General features: G+C 58.1%; 17 protein-coding genes. 12 read left to right on the top strand and 5 right to left on the bottom strand.

Annotation, left to right across the window (positions count from 1 at the left end; all coding sequences use genetic code 11):
* Positions 1-53 precede the first annotated feature (53 nt).
* The 8 genes from WC600_09185 to WC600_09150 all read left to right on the top strand — a co-directional run bounded on the left by WC600_09185 (position 54) and on the right by WC600_09150 (position 13550).
* Entirely contained in the window at positions 54-2777 is a 2724-nt protein-coding gene (locus WC600_09185; protein ID MFA4902906.1) for a PD-(D/E)XK nuclease family protein, read from the top strand.
* A 51-nt stretch (positions 2778-2828) separates the two neighbouring features.
* Positions 2829-3305 carry a group 1 truncated hemoglobin gene (locus tag WC600_09180; GenBank protein MFA4902905.1) on the top strand — a complete coding sequence of 159 codons (477 nt, stop codon included), beginning with the start codon at positions 2829-2831 and terminating at the stop codon, positions 3303-3305.
* A 183-nt stretch (positions 3306-3488) separates the two neighbouring features.
* Positions 3489-6875 carry a UvrD-helicase domain-containing protein gene (locus WC600_09175; protein ID MFA4902904.1) on the top strand — a complete coding sequence of 1129 codons (3387 nt, stop codon included), beginning with the start codon at positions 3489-3491 and terminating at the stop codon, positions 6873-6875.
* 47 nt (positions 6876-6922) lie between these two features.
* Positions 6923-7756, top strand: a complete 834-nt coding sequence (locus WC600_09170) for a formylglycine-generating enzyme family protein (GenBank protein ID MFA4902903.1) — start codon at positions 6923-6925, stop codon at positions 7754-7756.
* A 149-nt stretch (positions 7757-7905) separates the two neighbouring features.
* A complete protein-coding gene (cooS, locus tag WC600_09165) occupies positions 7906-9933 on the top strand; it encodes an anaerobic carbon-monoxide dehydrogenase catalytic subunit (GenBank protein MFA4902902.1) in 2028 nt (675 codons plus the stop codon).
* Positions 9934-10132: 199 nt separating this feature from the next.
* The gene (gene radC / locus WC600_09160; protein ID MFA4902901.1) at positions 10133-10822 is read left to right on the top strand and encodes a DNA repair protein RadC; all 690 of its coding nucleotides are present in this window, start codon (positions 10133-10135) and stop codon (positions 10820-10822) included.
* A gap of 314 nt (positions 10823-11136) precedes the next feature.
* Positions 11137-12060: an endonuclease/exonuclease/phosphatase family protein gene (locus WC600_09155; GenBank protein MFA4902900.1), complete on the top strand. Its 924-nt coding sequence runs from the start codon at positions 11137-11139 to the stop codon at positions 12058-12060.
* A 314-nt stretch (positions 12061-12374) separates the two neighbouring features.
* A complete protein-coding gene (locus WC600_09150; GenBank protein MFA4902899.1) occupies positions 12375-13550 on the top strand; it encodes a TIR domain-containing protein in 1176 nt (391 codons plus the stop codon).
* A gap of 224 nt (positions 13551-13774) precedes the next feature.
* Here WC600_09150 and WC600_09145 read toward each other — a convergent pair whose 3' ends face one another.
* Positions 13775-13921 carry a hypothetical protein gene (locus WC600_09145; GenBank protein MFA4902898.1) on the bottom strand — a complete coding sequence of 49 codons (147 nt, stop codon included), beginning with the start codon at positions 13919-13921 and terminating at the stop codon, positions 13775-13777.
* A 231-nt stretch (positions 13922-14152) separates the two neighbouring features.
* On the opposite strand from WC600_09145, the gene WC600_09140 reads away from it, so the two are divergent.
* The 4 genes from WC600_09140 (at position 14153) to WC600_09125 (ending at position 18758) form a co-directional block, all read left to right on the top strand.
* Entirely contained in the window at positions 14153-15547 is a 1395-nt protein-coding gene (locus WC600_09140; GenBank protein MFA4902897.1) for an FAD-linked oxidase C-terminal domain-containing protein, read from the top strand.
* A 110-nt stretch (positions 15548-15657) separates the two neighbouring features.
* The gene (locus WC600_09135; protein ID MFA4902896.1) at positions 15658-15975 is read left to right on the top strand and encodes a TusE/DsrC/DsvC family sulfur relay protein; all 318 of its coding nucleotides are present in this window, start codon (positions 15658-15660) and stop codon (positions 15973-15975) included.
* A gap of 265 nt (positions 15976-16240) precedes the next feature.
* Entirely contained in the window at positions 16241-18103 is a 1863-nt protein-coding gene (locus WC600_09130; GenBank protein MFA4902895.1) for a radical SAM protein, read from the top strand.
* Between the two features lie 226 nt (positions 18104-18329).
* The gene (locus tag WC600_09125; protein MFA4902894.1) at positions 18330-18758 is read left to right on the top strand and encodes a hypothetical protein; all 429 of its coding nucleotides are present in this window, start codon (positions 18330-18332) and stop codon (positions 18756-18758) included.
* Positions 18759-18870: 112 nt separating this feature from the next.
* Here WC600_09125 and WC600_09120 read toward each other — a convergent pair whose 3' ends face one another.
* The 4 genes from WC600_09120 to WC600_09105 form a co-directional block, all read right to left on the bottom strand.
* The gene (locus WC600_09120) at positions 18871-19008 is read right to left on the bottom strand and encodes a hypothetical protein (GenBank protein ID MFA4902893.1); all 138 of its coding nucleotides are present in this window, start codon (positions 19006-19008) and stop codon (positions 18871-18873) included.
* The gene (locus tag WC600_09115; protein ID MFA4902892.1) at positions 19005-19325 is read right to left on the bottom strand and encodes a nucleotidyltransferase domain-containing protein; all 321 of its coding nucleotides are present in this window, start codon (positions 19323-19325) and stop codon (positions 19005-19007) included. Before WC600_09115 ends, WC600_09120 begins: the two co-directional genes overlap by 4 nt.
* A 258-nt stretch (positions 19326-19583) precedes the next feature.
* Positions 19584-20960, bottom strand: coding sequence for a sigma-54 dependent transcriptional regulator (locus WC600_09110; GenBank protein ID MFA4902891.1), 1377 nt, complete (start codon positions 20958-20960; stop codon positions 19584-19586).
* Positions 20935-23103, bottom strand: coding sequence for an ATP-binding protein (locus tag WC600_09105; protein MFA4902890.1), 2169 nt, complete (start codon positions 23101-23103; stop codon positions 20935-20937). Before WC600_09105 ends, WC600_09110 begins: the two co-directional genes overlap by 26 nt.
* Between the last annotated feature and the right edge of the window lie 45 nt (positions 23104-23148).

Here is a 23148-nt window from a genome sequence, read left to right as displayed (position 1 = left end):
GGGCGGGCCTCTGTGCCCGCCCATCGGCACTTAGCTCTCCCCCACGCCCCATTATGCTATCTGGGAGCTCTCAAAAAACTTTTTCTTCCGGCGCCGCCCTGCAAGACTACGTGCTGGCCCAGGCCGGTCCCGGCACCCTCACGGTGGTGCCGCACCAGCGTTTGGCGCACCAGATCTGGCACCGGCAACGACTTGGCGCGTTACAGGCACACCGCGCCGCCTGGGAACCCCTGGCCCTGCGCACTTTGCAGGCCTGGTGGTCTGAACTCTTTCAAAGACTCTGGCCCCAAGAAGCCCTGGCCCCGCCTTTGGTGCGCCTGGCCCTGTGGCGGCAGGCCCTCAAAGCCGCACTGCTCCCAAGCGGCTCCACCTCGGAGTTGTCCTGGGCCGAGGCCCTGGACGAAACCCATATCCTCATGTGCCGCTACTTGTTGGGGCCAAAGATGGCGGGCGGGGACGCCCGCCCTACGGATGATTCCCCTCTGGTGGCCTGGCGCCGCCACGTCACCCATATCTATAGCGACTTGCTGCGCCAGGAGAACTGGTTGAGCCCCGGGGATCTCCCGGCCTATCTCATGGCCGCGCTCAGGGCAGGCAAGCTCGAGCTCCCCGGCCGGGTCCTGGTGGCTTGCCTGGAAACCCCGGCCCCTCAGGAAGAGCTCTGGCTCCAGGAGGTCAGTCGCCGCGCCCAAGTGCAGTATCTTCAGGTGCGAGGCGATCAGAATAACGTCCAGGAGGCGGTGAGTCTCCCCGACACCCAGCAAGAGCTGCACTGGGTGGCGGCCCAACTGGTGGAACTGGCCCAAGGTGGTGCGCCGCTTCATCGCCTGGCGGTCACCGCCATGGACATGGACACCACTTACACTCCCCATCTGCGGCGGGTCCTGGCCGAAGTCCTGGGGCCGCCCGAAGCCGAGAGCGCCTGGGCCTACAACTTTTCCCGGGGCCCAAGCCTTTCGGAAGCCCCCCTCTTTCTGGCCGGGCTCCTGCCTGTGCAATTCCTGGCCGACCGGGAGCGCCGGGAAGACCTGGTCTCCCTGCTCCTGTCCCCCTACTATGGGAAGGTGCACATCCACGGCCGGCCGCTGGCCCGCTGGGATCAGCTCTTTCGGGAGCATAGGTGCGATCAGGGCTGGGACCGTCTGCGGAAGACGGTGACTCGGTTTATGCGCACAGAGGCCGAGGCCGGTGTCCTGGCACGTCTGGATCGGGTTTGGAATTTCCTGAACATGCCCGCGGCTCCGGCGAAGGAGTGGTGTCTTCAATTAAAGGCGGCCTGGCAGGAATTGGGCTTTCCCCGGGGTCTGAACGGTGTCGATACGGAGGCCTGGGCTCGCCTCACGGACCTGCTGGCCGAAGTGGAGAACGCCCTGAACTCAGAGAAAATTGAAGCCGGCGAGTTCATAGAGTGGCTCAAGATTGGGGCACACCGGGTAATTCTTTCGGGGCCGGGAATTCAGACCGCTGGGATTCAGATCTTGGGGCTCCTGGAGATGCGGGGGTTGGACTTTTCCCGGGTCTTCTGCCTGGGGATGAACTCAGGCGTCCTGCCGGCGCCGCCTCGGTCCCTGCCGTTGCTCTCCGCCGCCGAAAAGCGCCAGGTTCTGGGGGGGACGTACCAGAGCCAGCACCATTTTGCCGCGGGACTCTTTGCGAATCTTTTAGGGACCGCGTCTCACCTCACCTTCACCCGGCCTAAGCTGGTGGAACAGGAAGAGCGGGTGAGCACGCCGCTGTATCTGGGGGAGTGGTCCGAAGCCGAGATGGCGGTCCTTTCCTCCCCGCATCCGGCCTGGCTACGGTCGCAGGCCGTCCGGTCGGCTTTTGAGGCTGCGGGGTCTCCGCTCTGGCCGGGATATGCGGACCACATCCTATCCCTTGCTTTGCCCGGCCAAATCTCCCTGAGCCAGATCAGTACCGCCCTGAGATGCCCATGCCGCTTCTTGTTGGAGCATGTGCTAAAGGTCAGGGAACTGCCGGAAATCGAGGCAGGACTTGACCCCCGGGAACGGGGCCAATTGTTGCATGAGGTGCTGGCCCTCTTTGCCTCGGAGTTCAGGGAGGTCCTCGAACAGGAAAGGGTTTGGGACCACGAGCGGGCCCAGGGATTGCTCAGGGAAGCCGTCCATAAGGTGCTGGCCCCTTTGAGCTTCGATCTTCACTGGCAGGCGGAGGCCGACCGCTGGCTGGGGGAGGCCGGCCTGCTCTGGGAATGGCTGCGTTTGGAAAGGGAACGGTTCGAAGCGGGCTGGCGCTGGCTGGACACGGAAGTGGGATTCCAGGACCTTCACTGTCAGGACTGGCCCTTTGCTCTGAAAGGCCGCATCGACCGCCTGGATTATCATCCGGAGATTGACGACCTCGTAGTCTGGGATTACAAGAGCGGTGAAATCCCGAAAAAGCAGAAGGTCTTGGAGGACCTGGAAGAACCCCAACTGCCCTGTTATCTCCTGGCCGTGGAGCAAGGCCGGGCGTCGGTGAGCCAGGTGGCGGCGAGTCTTCGGGCCGGATTCATCGGCCTCAAATCGCCCCGGTCCCATCATTTGAAGCACGAAGATTTTAACGCCACTCCGGAAAAGTGGCAGGCCGCAGCTGCAGCCTTTGTTGAGCGGGTGTCGGCCCTGGGCCGACGTCTGGCCGCAGGTGATTTCCGTCCCGACCCCAACCCGACCCCGGCGGGAAAGGAATTGGGGGCCTGTAATTATTGCCCCTACTGTCTCCTTTGCGGTTTCAGCCAGTCCATTGCCTTGGAGGGCGGGGAAGATGAGCAAAATTGAAATTCGAATTTAAAGTTCTTACAATTAGACAAAACCAAAGGAGGAATGGTCATGCTCAAAACACGGTCATTTGTAAGGACATTAATACTTACGAGCTTTTTGGCTGCACTACTTGGGGTGGGTTCCGCCCAAGCCGCCGAGGCGAAGCCGGCCAAATCCCTCTACGACAGGCTAGGAGGGGTCTATCCGATCTCTGTTGTGGTGGACACATTCATCGATCTGCTGTACGCGAACGATGTGCTTAATGCCAACCCAGCTATCAAGGCAGCCCGAGAGCGTGTGCCAATCGCCGGCCTGAAATATCACCTGACCGCTTTGGTATGCCAGCAGACCGGTGGTCCATGCAAATACACAGGCCGAGGGATGAAGGAGTCCCATGCTCATCTCAATATCAGCGAGAAGGAGTGGCAGGCCATGCTGGCGGACTTCCGCCGAGCGATGAACAACTACGGGGTGCCCGCTAAGGAACAGGAGGAGTTGGTGACAATCGTCGAAAGCACCAAGAAGGATATCGTAGTCAGGAAGTAAAACTGCTGGACTAACGAGGCGCTACAGTGGGACTCGGTAAAAAAGCGTCGTGCCGCTCAGCTTAGGAATTAAGAAAAGGATACCAGGGACACGACACTAAGTTTTGGATTATAACAAGCCGTAGGGACGTTCTCGAATTGCCCACAGAGCAAGTGCTCAGAATGGCGGTTTTTTATTATCGACATGTCTAATGAACAGCCCGCCGATCAGGCCGTCCGGGACCAGGCCATGGGGCCGCTTGAAGGCTTTCACCTGGAGGCCCCGGCGGGCAGTGGCAAGACCTCGGTGCTCCTGGCCCGGTTCCTGACGCTTTTGGCCCGGGTGGACACCCCCGAGGAGATGCTGGCCCTGACCTTTACCCGCAAGGCCGCAGGCGAGCTGCGCGCCCGGGTCATGAGACTCCTCTGGGAACGGCACGCCCCCGGCCCCGATGCCTCCCCCCTGGACTTGAAGCTCCAGGAACTGGCGGCCGCGGTTTTTCGGCGTCACGCCGATGAGGCGGCGCTCAAGCTGACCCCGGAGCGCCTGCCTATCATGACCTTCCACGGCTTCTGCGCTCAACTCCTGAAGCTGGCCCCCCAGGAGGCCGGGGTGCCGCTTACTTTCACGCTCCTGGAAGAAGACGAGGACCGGTGGCTCAAGGCCGAAGCCCTGGAAGAACTGCGCACCCGCCTGAACGCCCGCTCCCCCACCGACGCGGTGCGGCAGGCCCTGGTGCGCCGCCTGGTGCGCCTCAACAACGACTGGCGGCGTCTGGCCAAAGAGTTGCACGGGCTCTTGTCCCGCCGGGACAGCCTGGGCGAGTTCCTGGCGCTGGCCCGGGTCAGCCGGGACGCGACCCAATACCGCCGCCTGTTGGAGACTCGCTTCCAGATGGTACTGGTGCCGGTCCTGGACAGGTTGCGGGCCGGGCTGACAGACAGTAAGTTAGGGCAGGCTTGGCCGGAATTTTGGCAGGAATTGCAGGGGGCTCCCCACGGCGACATCCTCCCTGCCGTGATCCCCGGCACCGCGCCTGCTGATCTGCCCGGCTGGCAGGCCATGAGCCAGGTGCTTTTGACCGCCAGTCAGGGAGAGCCGCGCAAACGCCTCTCCGTCAAAGACGGATTTCCTGAAGGTGTTAATCAGAAAAAGTGGGCCGCGCTGCTTCAAGATCTGCCGCCGGATGTGACCCGGACCCTGAAGCAGTGCCGGGACCTTACCCCCTCCGGGGCCTCGCCGGAGGAAGCCGCAGCCCTCCAGGACCTGGTCATCCTGGTGGGGGAAGCCCTGAAGGTTTACGAGCAGCTCTGTGCCCGGCGCGGCGCCCTGGATTTCGTGGCTTTGGAGCAGTCGACCCTGAATTTGCTCAACGAGGACGACCCCACCGAGATCATGCTGCGCCTGGATTGGCGGCTCAAGCATCTCCTGGTGGATGAATTCCAGGACACCAGCGAAAACCAGATGACCCTGCTGTGCCAGCTGATGTCCGGCTGGCAGACAGGCGCCGGACGCACCCTGATGGTGGTGGGGGACCCCAAACAGTCCATCTATGGTTGGCGCCAGGCCAGGCCTCGCCTGTTTATGGAATCCCGTAACGGCTTGCCGTGCGGCGCCGCGTCGCCCTTGCCGCTGACGCCCTTGTGGCTGACCACAAACTTCCGGGCCACCGGGACCCTGATCGAATGGGCCAACCAGGTGTTCGAGGGCACCGTCATGTCCGGCGGCACTGCGGGAGCTCAGTTCCATCGGGCCGAACCCCGCCCCGGCGCTCCAGAGGGTCCGGCCCCTCATCTGGCGCTGTTCACCGGGGAAACCGATCTGGCGGCCCGGGAACTGGAAGCCCGCTGGCTGGCCCAACAGGTGGCCCAAAGCCTGTTAACATTAAAAGAAAAAGAAAATATCGGCATCCTGCTCTTCACCCGAACCCATCTGCCCCTGTATCTGACGGCCTTGGGCGAAGCCGGGCTGGCCGTCCGGGTCAGAGAGGGACTGAAGCTGGCCGACAGCCGGGTCGTAGCCCACCTCCACAATCTGGCCAGGGCCCTGGTCCGCCCCCAGGATGAGGTGGCCTGGGCCGGGGTCCTGAGAGGTCCTTGGAACCCTCTGGGGCTGGCGGCCCTGGCCGAAGTGGCCCAAGCACCGGGGGATCTGTGGGTCGAAAGATTGTGCGGCCTGGCCGCTGAGGGTGGTTCCCCCGGGGAATTACCGGCGCTGGCCGAATCGCTCGAGCTATCCCGGCGCCAGGTGGGGCGGCGGCCCCTGGCCGACATCCTGACGGATTGGCTCGATGAAACTTGCGCCTGGACCGGGATAGCCACCTGGGAAGGCCCTCTGGGGGTGGCCAATGCCCGGACTTACCTGGACCTGGTGGCCGCAGCGGAAGCGGGAATCCCGGAGACCACCTTTAATAAGGCTGATTTTAACTTACAAGCAACCTTTCAGCCACCAGACCCCCGGGCCCAGGCCTCCCGGGTGGAGATCCTGACGGTACATGGCGCCAAGGGCTTAGAGTTTCACCAGATTTTTCTGCCCTTCCTGGACTGGCAGCCCTTGAAGAGTGAAGACAACACGCCCCCCTTTCTGCTGGAGGAGATTCCCGGCAGCCGGGTCCACGGCCTGGCCCTGGCCCGGCCCTATATCCGGGAGAAGCAGAGTTCCCTTTACGTGCTTCTGCGCAATATCAAAAACCAGAGAGTGGTGGACGAAGCCCGGCGGGTCTTCTATGTGGCAGTGACCCGGGCCCGGCAGCGCCTGGTGATGTCCGCGGTGGCCAAAGTCGATAAAAAGGGGCAGTGGCAAATCTCGGATGACAGCCCCCTGGCCTGGCTCAAGGAGCATTATCGGTTGGACCTGCCACCCGCGGGATTTCCCGCAAACTGGCCCGACCCGGAGCTCCAAGTGGAACTGGTGACCGCGCTGCCGCCCCTGGCCGGCGCGCCCCAGGAGCCTCAAGAATTGCCCGCAGCCTGGGATTTTCACCCGGAAGCCGCTCCTTATCAGGTGAGTTTTCCTTCACAATTGGCTACGCTGCCTTTCGAGACGGCCACACACCCCCAGGCCGAACCTCCCGAGGATGGCGACGCGGCCCGGCTCCGGGGGGAAATCATGCACCGGGCTTTGGATACTTTGGGTCGGGGCGAGCCGCTGCCGACCCCGGCGTCTCTCGCCGCGGCCCTGCGCCATGCGGGGCTGGCCGCCGCCAGGGCCGCCAACCTGGCCCCCGAGATCCATTCTGAGTTGCAGGCCTGCCAGGCTGACCCGTTTCTGGCCGCGCTCCTTAAACCCGATTTATCTTTCGCCGTCAGTGAATGGCTTATAGAAGACCAGCCCCAGCCGGGCGAGATCCGCCGAGGCGTGGTGGACCGCCTGGTTTTCGACGGCAAAGATTGGTGGATTTTGGATTTCAAGACTTCCCGCCCTGTTGCTGGCGAAGACTGGGACACCTTTATCGCCAGAGAGACGGAAAAATACCGGCCGCAGCTTACGGCCTACCGAGAAATGGTGGCCAAAGCCAAGGGGTTGACTGAACTGGAGAATATCCGGGTAGGTATCTATTTCACTGCCTGCCAGAAGGTGATGGAAATATGAAGTTTTCGGTTTTCAGTTTTCGGTTTTCGGTTATAAACAAAGCACACATGAACGTTTTCTATGCTCCGAAAACCCAAAACCAAAAGCCGAAAGCTCTTTTCTGGATTGCCCTGGCACTGGCGATTATGGTTTGCACCACTTCGGCCTTTTCCCAGGAAAACCTGGAATCCCAAGGCATTAGCTTCCGGCTGATCCCCGGCGGCTGGTACTTCCTGGGGTCGCCGCCCAACGAGACGGGGCGTTATGCCGACGAAGCGTCATCCCACAAAGTCAACCTCAAGCCGTTTTATATCAGCGTCACTGAAATCTCCAACGCCCAGTACGGCCGGTTTCTCAAGGCCACGGGCCACCCGGCGCCCCTTTATTGGGAAGACAAAAACCTCAACGCCCCCAACCAGCCGGTGGTGGGGGTCACCTGGTTTGATACCGCGGCCTTCTGCCAGTGGCTGACTAAAGTCACCGGTGTGACTCATAAGCTCCCCACGGAAGAACAGTGGGAGGCCGCAGCCCGAGGGGGCCTGGTGAGCCAACCATATCCCTGGGGGAGCCAGGCCCCGGACGTAGGTGGCGTCTTTCGGGCCAACTTTCGCACCACGCCGCCCGGAGCCTCCGGGTTCAGCTTCACCGCGCCGGTTGGCTCCTTTGCCGGCAACGGCTATGGCCTCTTCGATATGGCTGGCAACGTCTCCGAATGGTGCCAGGACCGCTATGTGCCCCTGCGCCGGGGCGGCCCCTTTGGACCGGGGGTCTTACGCCTCCTCAAGGGCGGCTCCTGGATCAATGGCCCCCGGGATCTGCGCAACGCCGCCCGCCAATCCGCCCCGCCCACCTATGCCGATGGCTATATCGGCTTCCGGGTGGTACGTCCAGCCCAGCCCTAACCGCCACCCTTCTTCCTTACTTTTTTCCTTTGACTTTGTATTATTTTATCCTTGCCTTGATCATGTATAGATGATAATGTGTTTATACCGGTTCGGTTAGATAAAAACAGACATTTTTTCAAAGCGTTAATAAACTGGAGGGCAATTTGATGGCTGATTTAGAGTTAGAAAAACTATCCATGGACACTGCGGCCCAGGAGTTGATCAAAAAAGCGCAGGCCGAGGGGGTCGAGACCATTTTTGACAGGGCCAAGACCATGAAGCCTTGTCCCATCGGCGTGGAAGGTGCCTGCTGCCGCATCTGCGCTCAGGGCCCCTGTCGAGTGCCACCACCCAAGAAGAAAGTCGGGGAAGAGCCGCCTGCCGAGAAGAAAGCCCGCATGGGTCTGTGTGGCGCCACCGCCGAGACCATCGTGGCCCGGAACTTCGCCCGCATGGTGGCCGCCGGCACCGCCGCCCACAGCGACCACGCCCGGGGCGTGGCCAAGCTGTTTATCGAAGTGGCCAACGGCCGGACCCAGGGCTACCAGATCAAGGACGTGGCCAAGTTGAGGCGGGTCGCCCGGGATTGGGACATTCCCATCACCGAGGGTGAAGGCGACGACGCCAAAGCCCGCTCGGCCGAAGACATCGCCAAAGACCTGGGTCCAAAGGTCCTGGCGGAGTTTGGCCAGCAGGACGGCGAAATCAACTACGTGCGCCGGGCCCCCAAGAAACGCCAGGAAATCTGGCGCAAGTTGGGCGTGGTGCCCCGCGGCGTGGACATCGAGGTGGTGGAGCTGATGCACCGCACCCACATGGGCGTGGACCAGGAATACCACAACCTCATCAAGCAGTCCACCCGCTGCGCCTTGGCCGACGGCTGGGCCGGCTCCATGATCTCCACCGACCTCCAGGACATCATGTTCGGCTGCCCCACCCCGGTAGCCGGCGAAATCAACCTGGGGGTGCTCAAAGAGGACCACGTCAATATCATCATGCATGGTCATGAGCCGCTGCTACCGGAGATGCTCTACGTGGCAGCCCAGGAGCCCGAATTGATCCAGTACGCCCAGAATAAGGGCGCCAAGGGTATTCAACTGGCCGGCATGTGCTGCTCCGCCAACGAGGTCCTCATGCGCCACGGTGTGCCGGTGGCAGGTAACTACCTGGGCCAGGAGTTGGCGGTGATCACCGGCGCGGTAGACGCCATGGTAGTGGACGTGCAGTGCGAGATGCAGGCCCTGGCCAATGTGGCCAAGTGCTATCATACCAAACTGATTACCACCGACGACCGGGCCAAGATGGAAGGGGCCACCATGCACATCGCCTTCGATGAGCATCACGCCCTGGACGTAGCCCGGCAAATCATCCGGGAAGCCATCGATAACTTCCCTAACCGCAAAGCGCCGGTGCTGATCCCCTCGGGGACCCAGCCCACCGTGGTGGGGTTCAGTTATGAGACCATCCAGTACCTGCTGGGTGGCTCCATCCGGGGCTCGTATTACACCCTGAACGACAACATCATCAACGGCCGGATTCGGGGCATCGCCGGCGTGGTGGGCTGCAACAACTGCCGCACCGCGCAGGACACCTCGCATATGGTGCTGATTAAAGAGCTGCTGAAAAACGACGTCATCGTGCTGTCCACCGGCTGCGCCGCCATGGCCGCAGGGAAATACGGCCTGCTGTCGCCGGAGTCGGCGGCCAAGTACTGCGGCCCGGGTCTGGCCGAGGTTTGCGAGACCGTGGGCATTCCGCCGGTCCTGCATATGGGGGCCTGCGTGGACAACTCCCGGATCTTGATGGCGGCCACCGCCTGCGTCAAGGCCGGCGGTCTGGGCAGCGACATCAGCGATCTGCCCGCGGCGGGCGCGGCGCCGGAGTGGATGAGCGAGAAGGCCATCGCCATCGGCCAGTACTTCGTGGCCTCGGGTGTGTACACCCTGTTTGGGGTGAACTGGCCCACCAGCGGCTCCGAGATCCTGACCGAGTACCTCTTCAAGGGCATCGAAGAAGAGCTGGGCGGCAAGTGGGACTTCGAGGCCGACCCGGAACTGATGGCCAAGAAGATGATCGCCCACATCGATCTGAAACGGAAGGCCTTAGGCATCGACAAGGCCCGGGAGCGGGTGCTCTTCGATATGGATATGCGCCGGGAAATGGCCGAAGCCGCCGCGGCGGGGGAAGAGCATTAAGAAATGAGGCATTGGGGCAGGGGTCTTTACAAAAAAGCCCCTCCCCAACCCCTTAAGAGAGCTATAAGCCGGAACCGCTGGTTCCGGCTTTTTTGCGTTGCAAATATCCCGTAGGATCGGAACTGTATGTCCGCCCTTATCCCGTCTGGCGCTTTTCCCGGTTGCAATTAAGTTAACGCCGGAGTAAAAGAACATAGAAATGATGGAGAAATCTGAAAAACCCCACTACCATGGGCACCGGGGCCGCTTGCGGCAGCGCTTCCTCACCGGCGGCCCCGGGGCGTTGCAGGATTATGAGCTCCTGGAACTGCTGCTTACCTTTGCCATTCCTTACTCCGATGTCAAGCCCCTGGCCAAACGGCTTATTGAACATTTCGGCTCCTTCAACCACGTCTTCGATGCTGCCCCCGAAACTCTCATGGAGTTTACCGGCCTGCGGGAGTATTCCGCAGTGCTCATAAAATTGGTCAAGGCCTGCTCTGAATACACCCTCAAGTCCGAAGCTATCAAGCGCCAACAGCTCAAGTCTTTGGACACCCTGGTGGATTACTGCCGCGCCTCCATGGGGGGCCTGCCCGACGAGCAGTTTAGGGTGATCTTCCTCAACAGCCAGAACGAAGTCATCACCGAGGAAATCGTCCAGGAAGGCACGGTGAACCAGACGGTGGTATACCCCCGCAAGGTCCTGGAACTGGCCCTGAAACACAAGGCCACCGGCCTCATCCTGGTCCACAACCACCCCAGCGGCAACCTCACCCCGTCCACCGCGGACCAGGAACTGACCCGGGCCCTGGTCAGGGCCAGCCGGGGCCTCAACCTGACGGTCCACGACCACCTGATCATCGGGCGCCACGGATATTTTAGTTTGGCTGAGCAGGGTATGTTGTAGGATTTTTTGGGGGAGGGGGCCAGGAACTTCGTCCCGGGGGACGAAAACGAGAGGGGCCACCGGAAGAGACAGGCTAAAAGAAGCCCAACAACCAGGCATGGCACGTTACTGTAAAATTATCTGGATAATTTCCCAGCAAATGCCGTTTTTTCCTTTAAATTCCGCCTTATTCTCTATAATATTTTATCATAATGTTTACCGCCCACCGAAGAAGTATTCGAAATTGTGTGACAATTGTAGATGATGGGATGGGAAATTATATTTCATCCTTAAGGGGAAGTCTGAAAACCAGATAAATTGAAAGGAGCACAACCATGCCCCCGGACACGCTTCTAATCTCCAAGGAAAGAAAGGCTCTCATGGACCTCATGGACCAGGGGGAATACCAGGTTCCCAGCCGCAGGGTGGATGAGAATATCCTGCTCGCCACCTGGAATATTCAGCAATTCGGGAATAAAAAGTCTACCCGGGCCCTGCAATACATTGCCGACATCTGTGAGCGCTTCGACATTATTGCGCTCCAGGAAATTAAAACTGATCTGCGCGGCCTGAGCAGGCTCCAGGGATTTCTTCCAGGTAACTACAAAATTCTCGTTACCGACCCCACGGGCAACAATGAGCGGTTCGCCTTCCTTTACGACAAGCGCACTGTGATCACCACCGGGCTGGTATGCGAAATCGGCTTCCCGGTGCCGGCAAAAACTCACACCGGCTATCAGTTGCACCGCATGCCGTATTGTGCATCTTTTCGGGCCGGCCGCTTCGACTTTGTTGTAACCAATGTCCACATATATTATGGTGAGACTAAATCGGAAGCAGATGAACGACAAAAGGAGATCGTGGAGCTGGTTAAATTTATTGACAAACAGTCTCAGGCTGAAAAAAGCAAGGTTTTTGATCGGGACTTCTTTGTGGTGGGGGATTTCAATATCGAAGAAATGGGAGACCGGTTCTTCCAGGCTTTGGCGGAGAAAGGTTTTAAGATGCCAGAAAATTTGGACCGGCTCTTCACAAATTTCGCCAGGGACAAGACCTTTGACAAGATCGCCTGGGTCAACCGGCCTTCTTTCTCTTTTACGGGAAAATGCAACGTGATCCCCTATAATGAGGTCTTATTTCAAGATATTGAACCCAAAGGCGGTAAAGGGGAGATAAGCGATCATCTTCCCCTTTGGGCAGAGTTCACGGTCAACAAACTCACGCAGGAACTTGACCAGATAATCAACCGGGGGGAATGAGATGAATTTTTCTCGTTCCCAAGTTGTACTTGGGAACGCAATTATGGCCCAATCTGGGCTTGGGCAAAGCAAAGCTTTGCAATCAAATGGGTTCACAAGCTCAACTTGGGAACCAGGGGAAAACAATTATGCTTTGCAGCGAAATTTTTATGTTATCATGACTCCCAAAAGACGATGTCACTACAAACAGGGCCACCTTGGTTATGCCTAACAAATGTTTCTTTATACGTTAGACGCTAATATGACTGTAAATCAGTCCCCGACGCTCCAAGTAAAGGCCAGGCATTCTGCAATGTATCGGAGGAACAAGGGCCATGGGAGAGCTCAAATACTTCTTTAGCTATGCTCGCAAGGATTCGGAATTTGTTTTGAAGCTGGCCAAAGAGTTACGGGATGTCGGCGTGAATCTATGGCTAGACCAACTGGATATCCTTGGCGGGCAGCGCTGGGACCGCGAGGTTGAAGAGGCATTGAAGACCAGCCGGGGCATGATAGCTGTCCTTTCTCCCGAATCGGTGGCTTCCAATAACGTAATGAATGAAGTATCATATGCCCTGGAAGAGGGAAGACTAGTTGTACCAATCCTTCTCCACCCCTGCGATAAGCCATCTCGCCTGCGGCGCTTACAGCATATTGACTTTACCGCCGGTTACGACACGGGCTTCTCCCAACTACTCAGAGCCCTCGGCATCGATCAGCCATCTCAACCCCGAACTCAACCCCTAAAGGTCTTCTCCCAACTATTCACTGGTTTTGGCATCAGACCGCCATCTCAACCCCGAGAGCCCGAGGTAACAGAGGCCGCTGGAGAAAGGCCAATCGAGGCCCCACTCAGCGAACGGCCGCCCATAAGGACAGAACCTGCTGAATCCGAGAGCCTAGTCATTGAAGAATTCGAACCGCCTTACCCAAAAACACCGACAGTGCCTAAAGGAGAGTCGCGGAGAGCTAAAAAAACTCGATTCCCCCCCGAGCAACCACCCCCGCTCACTAAAAATCAGATATCAACTATTCTACCAGAGCACGTTGTAGTCGAGGAGCCTGCCGGTCAGGCCGTTGCAGAGCCCGTTAGAGAAAAGCCGAGCGAGGTACGTCACCTTGAGAGTTCGAGCGGTTTCATTTTTTTCTCTTACGCCCGAAAAGACAAAGAATTTGCATTAAAACTGGCTAAAAATCTCAAAGACCGAGGTGTAAATCTTTGGGTTGACGAGTGGAATCTCCCACTTGGCGCGGATTATGACCGAGAAATTGATAAAGCCCTCGACGACTGCAGAACGTTACTCATAATCTTATCAACGAATTCTTTAGAGTCATTAGAAGTTCGAGGTGAACTCCTTACGGCTTTGGACTCAAAAAAGAAGATAGTTCCTGTACTCTATGAAGGGGTCCGAGTTCCACGCCAGTTGCGAGTAATTCATTACATTGATTTTACAGGGTCTGACCCAGACGACGATATAAACTTAGAAAAACTTATAGTCAACTTAAAGTAAATATCGCAGAATAGTAAATAATTTTCCCTCGTCCCCAAGTTCATGTTTATGGACGTATCTAGCATCCAAGATCTGCTTGGCGACGTGAGCGTCAGTCAGGATTACCAAGCTTTTAAGCGAAGCAGAGCTTCGCAGGAAAAAGCGGTTCCCAAGCTGGAGCTTGGGAACCAGAAAAAAAAGCTGAAGCTTGGGAACCAGAAAAAACCAGAAACCAGAATCAAAAATTATCTGGCCCCTCCTCTGGGCAGGATTACCTCCATTTCCTGTTGCCACTTCTGTTGGTTGGCGGTTTCTTCCTGGGGAGGAGTTGTGGCACAGCTTATGATAGTAAAGGCGATAGTCACCAACAGAGCAAGAAAGAAAGCTTTCATGGCAAGTCTCCTTTAGTGTTTTTATAATCATTGGCGCTTGATTGTCAATATCTGTTAACTAGTGAAATATGCTCTATATTTGTAATTTTATAGCCTTATAATTATAACTCGGAGCGAAACAGCAATGCCATTCACCCCCACCCCAACCCTCCCCCATCAAGGGGGAGGGAGTTAGAAGAATTACGCCTTATCATGCTCTGATTAATGTTTTCTGGTATCTTACCTTGGTATATGATTTCCGAGAACGTAATTTCTGAACTCAAAGCCATCGTTGGCCCCGAGCATATCCTCACCACCCCCGAGGAGCGCTGGTGCTATGCCTTTGATGCCACGGACCGGGCGCGGATGCCGGATGTGGTGGTTTTTCCAGGGTCGGCGGCGGAGGTGGCGGCGATTGTGCGGCTGGCCAACGAGCACCGGTTTCCCGTGGTGCCCCGGGGCGCGGGGACGGGGCGGAGCGGCGGCGCGGTGCCCATCGAGGGCGGGGTGGTGCTGGTCCTGACCCGGTTGAACCGCATTATCGAGATTAGCAAAAACGACCTGGTGGCGGTGGTGGAGCCCGGGGTTATCCTGGGGAAACTGAAGGCCGCGGTTGAGGCCGAGGGGCTGTATTATCCACCGGACCCAGCCAGCGCTGAGTTCTGCACCATCGGCGGGAACGTCGCAGAGTGCGCCGGAGGTGCGGTGGCGGTGCAGTATGGCGTCACCCGGGATTATGTCCTGGGGCTGGAAGTGGTGCTGCCCACGGGCGAGCTTATCTCTGCCGGGACCCGCACCATGAAGGGCGTGGTGGGCTATGACCTCACCCGCCTGTTTTTGGGGTCGGAAGGCACATTGGGGGTGATTACCCGCATCACCCTGAAACTCGTGTCCAAACCCCCGGCCCGCCAGACCCTGGCCGCGGGATTTGCAACCCTCAATGCCGCGGCGGAGGCTGTCAGCCTGATCTTACGGTCGGGCCTGGCCCCTACGGCGCTGGAGTTCATGGACCACGTGACGCTCTCCTGCGTCAAGGAGATGCTGCCCTTTGAACTGCCGGAGGGGACCGCTGCACTATTGCTTATCGCGGTGGACGGCCAACCCCAGGACGTGGAAAACCGGGCCGCCCGGATCGCCGATTTCTGTAAGGAGCAAGGAGCCGGGCTGGTCCTTAGGGCTAAGACTATAGAGGAGGCCGAGCAACTCTGGAAGGCCCGTAAAGTTATCTCACCGGCGCTCTTAAAGGTGAAGCCCAATAAGGTGAGTGAGGACGTGGTGGTGCCTCTGGGGGCCATTCCTCAGCTTATCGACGCCCTTAAGGACATTGGCCGAACCCATGGGCTGATCATTCCCAGCTACGGCCATGCCGGGGACGGTAATATGCACGTCAATGTCTTGTACGATCATCAGGTGGCCCGGGAACGGGAGGCGGTGCACCTGGCGGTGGAGGACATATTCGCCATGGTGCGAAAATTGAACGGCACCCTGTCCGGCGAACACGGCATCGGTCTCACCAAGGCCCCTTACCTGGGGCTGGAGGTGTCTGAGGCCGCTATGGCCCTGCAACGGCGCATCAAAGCGGCCTTTGATCCCCTCAACATAATGAATCCGGGAAAGATCTTTCCAGAGGCGGGCCCGGCACGCTAGGGAAGGGCTTCGTGAATTTTTAATGCTTGACAAAAATTTCACAATGACATAACTTTGAAAATCAAAAACTAAAACTGCGCGAGTAAAATATTGAAGGAGGATATCGCTTAATGGCCACCGTGGAATTCAAAGGCAAAACCTTTACGGTAGATGAAGACGGCTTTTTGGAGAACCTGGATCAGTGGAATGAAGAGTGGGTGGACTACGTCAAGGAATCCGAAGGCATCGCTGAGCTGAACGATGAGCATTGGAAAGTCATCAACATGCTCCAGGATTACTACAAGAAGAACGGCATTGCCCCCATGGTCCGGATTCTTTCCAAGGTAACCGGCTACAAACTGAAACATATCTATGAGCTCTTTCCCTCAGGACCGGGCAAAGGCGCTTGTAAGATGGCGGGATTGGCGAAACCCACCGGTTGCGTCTAGAACACCCTCCCAGTTTCAGAAGTTAAGGCACAATTGCGGCAGACTCCTTCCTGGCGAGGGAGTCTGCTGTCTCATGCTTTCCTCATAGTGCGGACACAGAGAATTAATTTGACATTCGCGCCGCCCCCCTTTACAGTGGTAAAAGGATCCATCTAACTTTCCCATATAATTGAGCCTTTCACCGGGCCTGAGGACCAGGCCGGGGAGGGGATTGTTTTTTTTGAACTCGCCCTCGAAGAGTGAGATTTACCAGAAGGAGTAAGACATGACGCGGCCCATTAAAAAGGTGTTGTTCATCGAACCCCGGTCTCCACAGGAACATATCTTCAGCCGGGTGGCCATTCCCCGGTTAGGGTCGCTGTTGCTGGGAACCATCCTGGAGCAGCAGGGGATCGAGGTCAAAGTGGTGGTGGAGGAAATTTCCAGGCCCGATTACGCCACCCTGGACTTTCAACCCGACTTGGTGGGCATCTCCAGCATCTCCTCCACGGCCCCCCGGGCCTATGAATTGGCGGATTTTTATCGCGCCCAGGGACTGCCGGTGGTCTTAGGAGGCGCGCACCCCAGTTTCCTGCCCCTGGAGGGGCTGGAGCACGCCGACTATGTCATCTGCGGCGAGGCCGAGGAAGCCCTGCCGGAGTTGATCAACGTCCTGGAAAACGGCGGAGATCCGGCGGACGTCAAAAATCTCTGCTACCGGGACGGGGATATCATGCATCAGAACCCCTGGCGCCCGTTCCTGGGAAGCCTGGATGCCCTCCCCATCCCCAACTACAATCTGATTCACGGCTGGAAGGCTAAAAATAACCGAGGCGTCGTGTCCATCGCCACCTCCCGGGGCTGCCCCTTCAACTGCAGCTTCTGTTCGGTTATCCAACTCTTCGGGCGCCAGCACCGGGTCAATTCCATCGATCGGGTGATTGCGGAGATTCGCCAGAACGGTCTTGAGAGCCGCCACGTCTTTTTCTGCGACGACAACTTCACGGCCGACCGCAAGCGCACGAAAGAATTGTGCGAGCGCATCATCGCCGAAGGCATAAAAATCGAATGGAGCGCCCAGGTGCGGGTGGAATCCGCCAAGGACCCGGAACTCCTGGCTCTCATGGCCAAGAGCGGCTGCTACATCGTCTTCGTCGGATTGGAATCCATCAACCCGGCCACTTTGAAGGCCTATAACAAGTCTCAGACCGTGCAAGGCATCAAGGATTGCGTGAATAATTTTCACCACTTCGGCATCAATGTCCACGGTATGTTCGTGTTCGGCTCCGAGGAGGACCACTACCAGGTGATCCGGGACACCGTGAAGGTTTCCCGCCAATTGAACCTGGACTCCCTGCAATACCTGATCCTTACCCCGTTGCCCGGCACCCCGTTCTTCAAAGAAATAGAGGCTCAGAACCGCATCATCTGCCGGGACTGGAGCCAGTACGACGGCCACCACACGGTGTTCCAACCCCGGCAGTTCACCCCCTATGAACTGCAGATGGAAACCAACCGGGCCATGAAGAAGTTTTACAGTTGGACCTCGGTGTTTCAACGCCTCGTGGCCCGGGACTTGTTCTTCGCCAAAATGAAGGCTTACGGCCGTATCATCCTATGGAAGGCCACCTTCAAGAGGAACAAATACTTCCAGCAACTGAAAGAGCGGCTCTATACCCGGGGGCAACAGCTGCGCCAGATGCTGCCGCAAAAGGGGCGGACCCCCAAGGTCGGCATCCCCGGTGACGTCTGGAACCTCTGCACTTGGGAGAAGGGACCCAAGGATTTTCTCATTAAGTTCCTGGAACGTCTGGGAGTGGAGGTCGTGCAGGTAACCAACCCGGAGAAGACGGAGGCCAGCCCTCTCCAGGCCATGCAACGGGTGCAAGCCGAAATTGCCCGCCTGCAAGAACAGTCGGACGTCGTCCTGGTGCCCCTGTGGGAAGGACTGGGGGAGGCGGCCCAGAAGGTCAATGAGCTCCGCCAGGCGATTACCAGGGACGCCGCGGCCCGTTTGGTCTCCATGAAATTCAGCCGTGAATCCTTTTACAACGCCTGCATGGAACTGGGGCTCTGTTTTCACAAGCGCCTGCACCTGATCCGCCGGGTTTATTTCCAGACTCTGGCCGAAGTAGGCGCACCGATTTAGAAAGGTTTTGGGTTTCAGGTTTCAGGTCGCCCTCCCAAGCTCCGGTTTGGGAGGGCTTTTTGTTCCTTTGCGGTTTTTAGGTGAATCTTCGAGCTATCCTCACTTCGGGGTCTATCCTCAGATTGTGCCAAACCTGCTTGACAATATGAACCGGTGGTCTATGATTAACCACCCCTCTTCCTTTTGGGTGCCGAGGGGCACAGGTCATTCGAACTCAGAGGAGGGCATGATGGCGGAGGGGCGGAAAGCCAGGATGAACGTGGCGGTCTGGGGAATGCTTTTTATCGTGCTGTTCAGCGGGTGCACCTCTTACGGGCCCACCACCCAGCAAACGGTAACAACGACGTATCTGCTGGAACAAGCGGGCTTTAAGAAGTTGCCGGTGTACCAGGATTATACCCGCAGCCGGGCGGCCCTGATGAACAATATTCCCATAGGGAAAATTACGACCTTCGAGACCAATGGCAGCACTCATTATGTTTATAACGATGAGAAATTCAACACCTTATATATCGGGGATGAATTGGCTTATCAAAAATATCTCTCTTTGGCCCAGGGCCAAAACGTTTGCCAGGTAGTGAAAGGCCCCAGCGGTGAACAATTTTGGTCTTGTATGCAAGAGTACGAACAACGCCGTAAGCAGGGGCTGGAGTAGGAGGGAGGGATAGGCGCCTGAAGCTCCTGATAGGTTTGTGGCACCTCATAGGAAAATGCGTTCAACCAGGTAAATTGATAGCCGCAGGCTTTACCGTAAAATCCAAATCCCCCTAAATCCAATGCTGTTCACTTAAGCATTGGCGATAGGCCCTGGCTGCCGCAAAGCCATGAAATTTTTCGCGGTGTAATATCCTGGCGGCAAGGCTCTCTTGAGCCTGGAAAAGCAGATCAGCCACCTCGGTCTTCAAATGGCAACCTCCTGCTGCCGCACATTCAAGAGAAGAGGACTCTGTTCGTGTTCATAGGCTTCCTGGGAGACAAACACACAGGCGATGACAACCCCGTGGTTTAATGAAATCTCGGCCACATCATTAACGGTCCTGGAGATTTCCTCACAGGGTGACACCTGTCCCCGCAAGACCACCAGCACGTCAATATCTGACCCCGGTGTGGCATCCCGGCGAGCCTGGGAGCCATAAAGACGGAGATGGATGAGGCGATCACCATATAACCTTTCTAAGCGGAGTCGCAGCTCTTTCAAAATAATTGCCAGTGCGGGTCCCATGACAGATCCTCCTGTTTCATTCAGAGAAAGAATACATAGCTTTGCCAAAAGTTTTTTCCTTCAAGGTACACTGTCTAAGAAGCTAAATCCCCCTAACCCCCCTTTTCCAAAGGGGGGAACTTAGCGGAATTGCTTTAAAAGTCCCCCTTTGAAAAAGGGGGATTTAGGGGGATTTAGAAATCCAGCAATCAGAAAGAATTTTTGGCAACTGCTATAATTACCATCCTCTCTTATTCCATTTCGGTTTTCTTGGTTTCCCTACTTCCCCGGCTCCAGGCCGTAGCTCTTCAGTTTGCGGTAGAGGTGGGAGCGCTCCAGGCCGATCTTTTCGGCCAGCAGGCTGACGTTGCCCCGGCATTCCTCCAGTTTGCGCCGCAGGAACTGCTTTTCAAACAGGGCCCGGGCCTCCCGGAAGGACGGCACCTGGAGAAACGGGTCAATGAATTCGCCCTCGCCGCCTTCCTCCGGGGCGGAGGCCGGAGCGTTGAAGGGCAGGTCGGCCAGGTCGATGACCGGTTTAGGACTCATAATGCCCAGGCGCCAGACGAAGTTTTTCAACTCCCGGACGTTGCCCGGCCAGGGTTGGGCGGCCAACGCTTCCAGGGCCTGGGGGCTGAAGGTCTTGGCCGGGGCGTTTTCCTCCCGGGCCAGTTCCTTGAGGAAGTGGGTGGCTAAGGGCGGGATGTCCTCCCGGCGCTCCCTCAAGGGCGGGACAATGAGGGGGATGACGTTGATGCGGTGGTAAAGATCTTCCCTGAACGCGCCTTTGGCAATCTCCTCTTCCAGATTCTTATTGGTCGCAGCGATGATGCGCACATCCACCTGGATGGGCCGCTGCCCCCCCACCCGCTCAAACCGCTGTTCCTCCAGAATGCGCAGGATCTTGGCCTGAGTCTTCAGGCTCATATCGCCGATTTCGTCTAAAAAGAGGGTGCCTTCGTGGGCCAGGTCGAACTTACCCCGGTGGCGGTCCGTGGCCCCGGTAAAGGCCCCTTTCTCGTGGCCGAAGAGCTCGCTTTCGATGAGATCTTCAGGGATGGCGGCACAGTTGACCTCCACAAAAGTCCGGTGGGACCGCTTACTATAGGCGTGGAGGGCCCGGGCCACCAGTTCCTTGCCGGTGCCGTTTTCTCCGGTGATGAGCACCGAGGCGTTGGTGGGCGCCACCACATTCAGGGCCTCGCGCAGCTTGCGGATGGGCTCGCTTTTGCCGATAATCTCCCGGGTCGGGGCCGTCTGTTGCCGCAGCCGCCGGTTTTCCTCGGACAGGCGAGCCAGTTCCAGGCCGTTTCGCACCGTCAGAAGGATTTTGTCGGCATGGGGCGGCTTTTCGATAAAGTCATAGGCCCCCAGGCGTGTGGCCCTGACCGCATTTTCCACCGAGCCGTAAGCCGAAATCATCACCACCGGCAGATAGGGATGGAGGCGCTTCAATTCCTGGAGGACGTCCAACCCATCCATACCCGGCAGGGCGATGTCCAGGAGCACTAGGTCCGGGACCCGCTCGCCCACCAACTTCAGGGCGGTCTCCCCGTCGGGCGCGGTGAGCACCTCGAAGCCCTCGTCCTGCAGGATGCCCGAGACGGCCTGGATAATCTGGGGCTCGTCGTCAACTACTAGCAGCGTTCCCGACATACTCGGCCTTATGCATAGGAATATCGATGATGAACCTGGTGCCCCGGGGCATATTGTCCTCCACCCGGAGGAAGCCCTGGTGCTCGCTCACGATGGAATTGACAATGGCCAGACCGAGGCCGGTGCCGCCCCGTTTGGTGGAGAAGTAGGGTTCGAAGATTCGGTCCTTGTCCCGGTCCGGGATGCCCAAGCCGGTATCGGCGACAATGAGCTTCACCCGCTCCTGGGACAGGTTCCCTTTCACCGACACGGTGATGGCGCCAGTCCCCTTGATGGCGGCCAAGCCATTGTCCATCAGGTTGAGGAGCATCCTTTTCACCTGTTCCCGGTCCAGGAGCAGGAGTGGGAGGTCAACGTCAGGCTGAAAATCAAGGGTGATGCGCGGCTGGACCTCCTGGTAGAGGAGCAGGGTTTCCTGGATCAGGGCGTTGAGATCCTGAGGTGCTAACGTCAACTGAGGCAGCCGGGCAAACCGGGAAAATTCGTTAACCAGGTTTTTGAGTTCATCCACCTGGTTGATAATAATTTGGGTGCATTCCCCAAAGATCTGGTCGTCTTCCCCCAGCCGGCCGTTGAAGCGGCGCTGCAGGCGTTGGGCCGCCAGCTTAATGGGGGTCAGGGGGTTTTTCACTTCGTGGGCGATCCTCCGGGCCACCTCCCGCCAGGCCGCTAGCCGCTGCGCCCTCTCTAACTCGGTCAAATCCTCGAAAACCAGCACGGCTCCCAGGTCCCGGCCTGCGTCATCCTTGAGCACCGTGGTTTTGACCAGGAGGTAAAGGGTCTGGTCCGGCAAAACCAGGTGCAGAGGCTTCTCCACCATGCCCCGTCTGGACTTGCGGGCCGCAGCCACCACTTCGGCCACGCGGTTGAACTCCCCTGGGGGCAAGAGCACCCGGCCGTCTTGGCCCAGGACCTCTTCCCGCTTGACCCGGAGCATCTGGGCGGCGGAATCGTTGATATTGGTCACCCGGCCTTCGGCATCGATACCGATCACCCCCGCGGCCACGTTTTTGAGGAGGATCTCCATATCCCGCTTCTGGGTGGAAATCAGGGCGTGGCTGTCGCTTAACTGCCGGTAAGCCAAGGCTAACTGCGTCTGGCTCTGAGCCAGGTCATGGGTCATTTTGTTGAAAGATTGCACCAGAAAGCCGATTTCGTCCCGGCCCTCCTGATCGATATGGATATCATAATCCCCCCCTGCCACCTTCACGGTGCCTTCGGCCAACTGGCGGATGGGGGTGGTGATCTCCCGAGCCATGTAAAAAGCCAGCCAAATGGCGGCCATGATGGCGATCAAGGTGACGATGATTAAAGTCAGGTAATGGCTCACCTTGACGGGACTGAAAAGCAGGTGCCTCCGCCTCAGGTCCTGGAGGCTCTTGGCCGCGGTGGCAATTTGGAGGAGTTGGGCCTGGGGGATGAGTTGCCGCACCAGCACATAACCTTCGACAGTGCCCTCGTCGTCCCGGAAGGGTACCGACAGGGTCAGAAGTTCCCCCTTCGGGATGATTTGCCGAATGATTTTTTCCGGCGTAGGAACGGCCAGGTCACTGTCCGGAGCGATATTGGCCGGCAGGCTTCCCAGGTCCGGCGCGAAGCTCGAGGCTACCACCGCCCCTTGGAGGTTAAGTATCTCCACGCCCGACAACTGGAAGGTCTCCCGGCGCGCCGTGAGAAAACCTTCCAGCGCGGCCCGATCTTCCCGGTTCAAGTCTTCCTGGCTGGTGAGTTCCAGGCTCACCACCCGGCCGCAGGCCAGAAGCTTGCCCTTCAGTTGCTGGCCCACGTCCCGGCTCACGGCCAGGGCCTGACTCAGAGACTGCTCCACCTGGCGGTCCCAAGAATAATCCACCCGGCTGGAAATCAGTTGCCAGGCCATGAAGAAGAGAAACAGGGTAGGAAGCAAGGTCAGGGTGATGAAAGAAAGGACCAGTCGGGTGCGCAGCCGGGAGCCGAAGACTTTGCGGCGCCGCTCCAAAAAGAGCTTGGAGAGATGGCGGAAAATAAGAAAGGTGAAGAGGAGCAGGAGAAAGGTATTTATATTGAGAAGGCCGAAAGCCAGGAGACTGCCGGTCACCGGCTGGCCACCCCGACGCACCAGATGAATCTCCACGGAGGTGATGGCCACCACCAGTACCAGCAATATGGCGATGAGGAGGCGCTCCCGGCGGCGTTTACGCTGTTCCGG

The organism is Desulfobaccales bacterium (assembly GCA_041648175.1).
GTDB lineage: Bacteria > Desulfobacterota > Desulfobaccia > Desulfobaccales > 0-14-0-80-60-11 > 0-14-0-80-60-11.
This window is presented reverse-complemented; position numbering and strand designations above follow the sequence as displayed.

Coding starts and splice junctions, on each gene's coding strand:
- WC600_09185 (MFA4902906.1), top strand. CDS start 54: ATGCTATCTGGGAGCTCTCAAAAAACTTTTTCTTCCGGCGCCGCCCTG.
- WC600_09180 (MFA4902905.1), top strand. CDS start 2,829: ATGCTCAAAACACGGTCATTTGTAAGGACATTAATACTTACGAGCTTT.
- WC600_09175 (MFA4902904.1), top strand. CDS start 3,489: ATGTCTAATGAACAGCCCGCCGATCAGGCCGTCCGGGACCAGGCCATG.
- WC600_09170 (MFA4902903.1), top strand. CDS start 6,923: ATGAACGTTTTCTATGCTCCGAAAACCCAAAACCAAAAGCCGAAAGCT.
- cooS (MFA4902902.1), top strand. CDS start 7,906: ATGGCTGATTTAGAGTTAGAAAAACTATCCATGGACACTGCGGCCCAG.
- radC (MFA4902901.1), top strand. CDS start 10,133: ATGATGGAGAAATCTGAAAAACCCCACTACCATGGGCACCGGGGCCGC.
- WC600_09155 (MFA4902900.1), top strand. CDS start 11,137: ATGCCCCCGGACACGCTTCTAATCTCCAAGGAAAGAAAGGCTCTCATG.
- WC600_09150 (MFA4902899.1), top strand. CDS start 12,375: ATGGGAGAGCTCAAATACTTCTTTAGCTATGCTCGCAAGGATTCGGAA.
- WC600_09145 (MFA4902898.1), bottom strand. CDS start 13,921: ATGAAAGCTTTCTTTCTTGCTCTGTTGGTGACTATCGCCTTTACTATC.
- WC600_09140 (MFA4902897.1), top strand. CDS start 14,153: ATGATTTCCGAGAACGTAATTTCTGAACTCAAAGCCATCGTTGGCCCC.
- WC600_09135 (MFA4902896.1), top strand. CDS start 15,658: ATGGCCACCGTGGAATTCAAAGGCAAAACCTTTACGGTAGATGAAGAC.
- WC600_09130 (MFA4902895.1), top strand. CDS start 16,241: ATGACGCGGCCCATTAAAAAGGTGTTGTTCATCGAACCCCGGTCTCCA.
- WC600_09125 (MFA4902894.1), top strand. CDS start 18,330: ATGATGGCGGAGGGGCGGAAAGCCAGGATGAACGTGGCGGTCTGGGGA.
- WC600_09115 (MFA4902892.1), bottom strand. CDS start 19,325: ATGGGACCCGCACTGGCAATTATTTTGAAAGAGCTGCGACTCCGCTTA.
- WC600_09110 (MFA4902891.1), bottom strand. CDS start 20,960: ATGTCGGGAACGCTGCTAGTAGTTGACGACGAGCCCCAGATTATCCAG.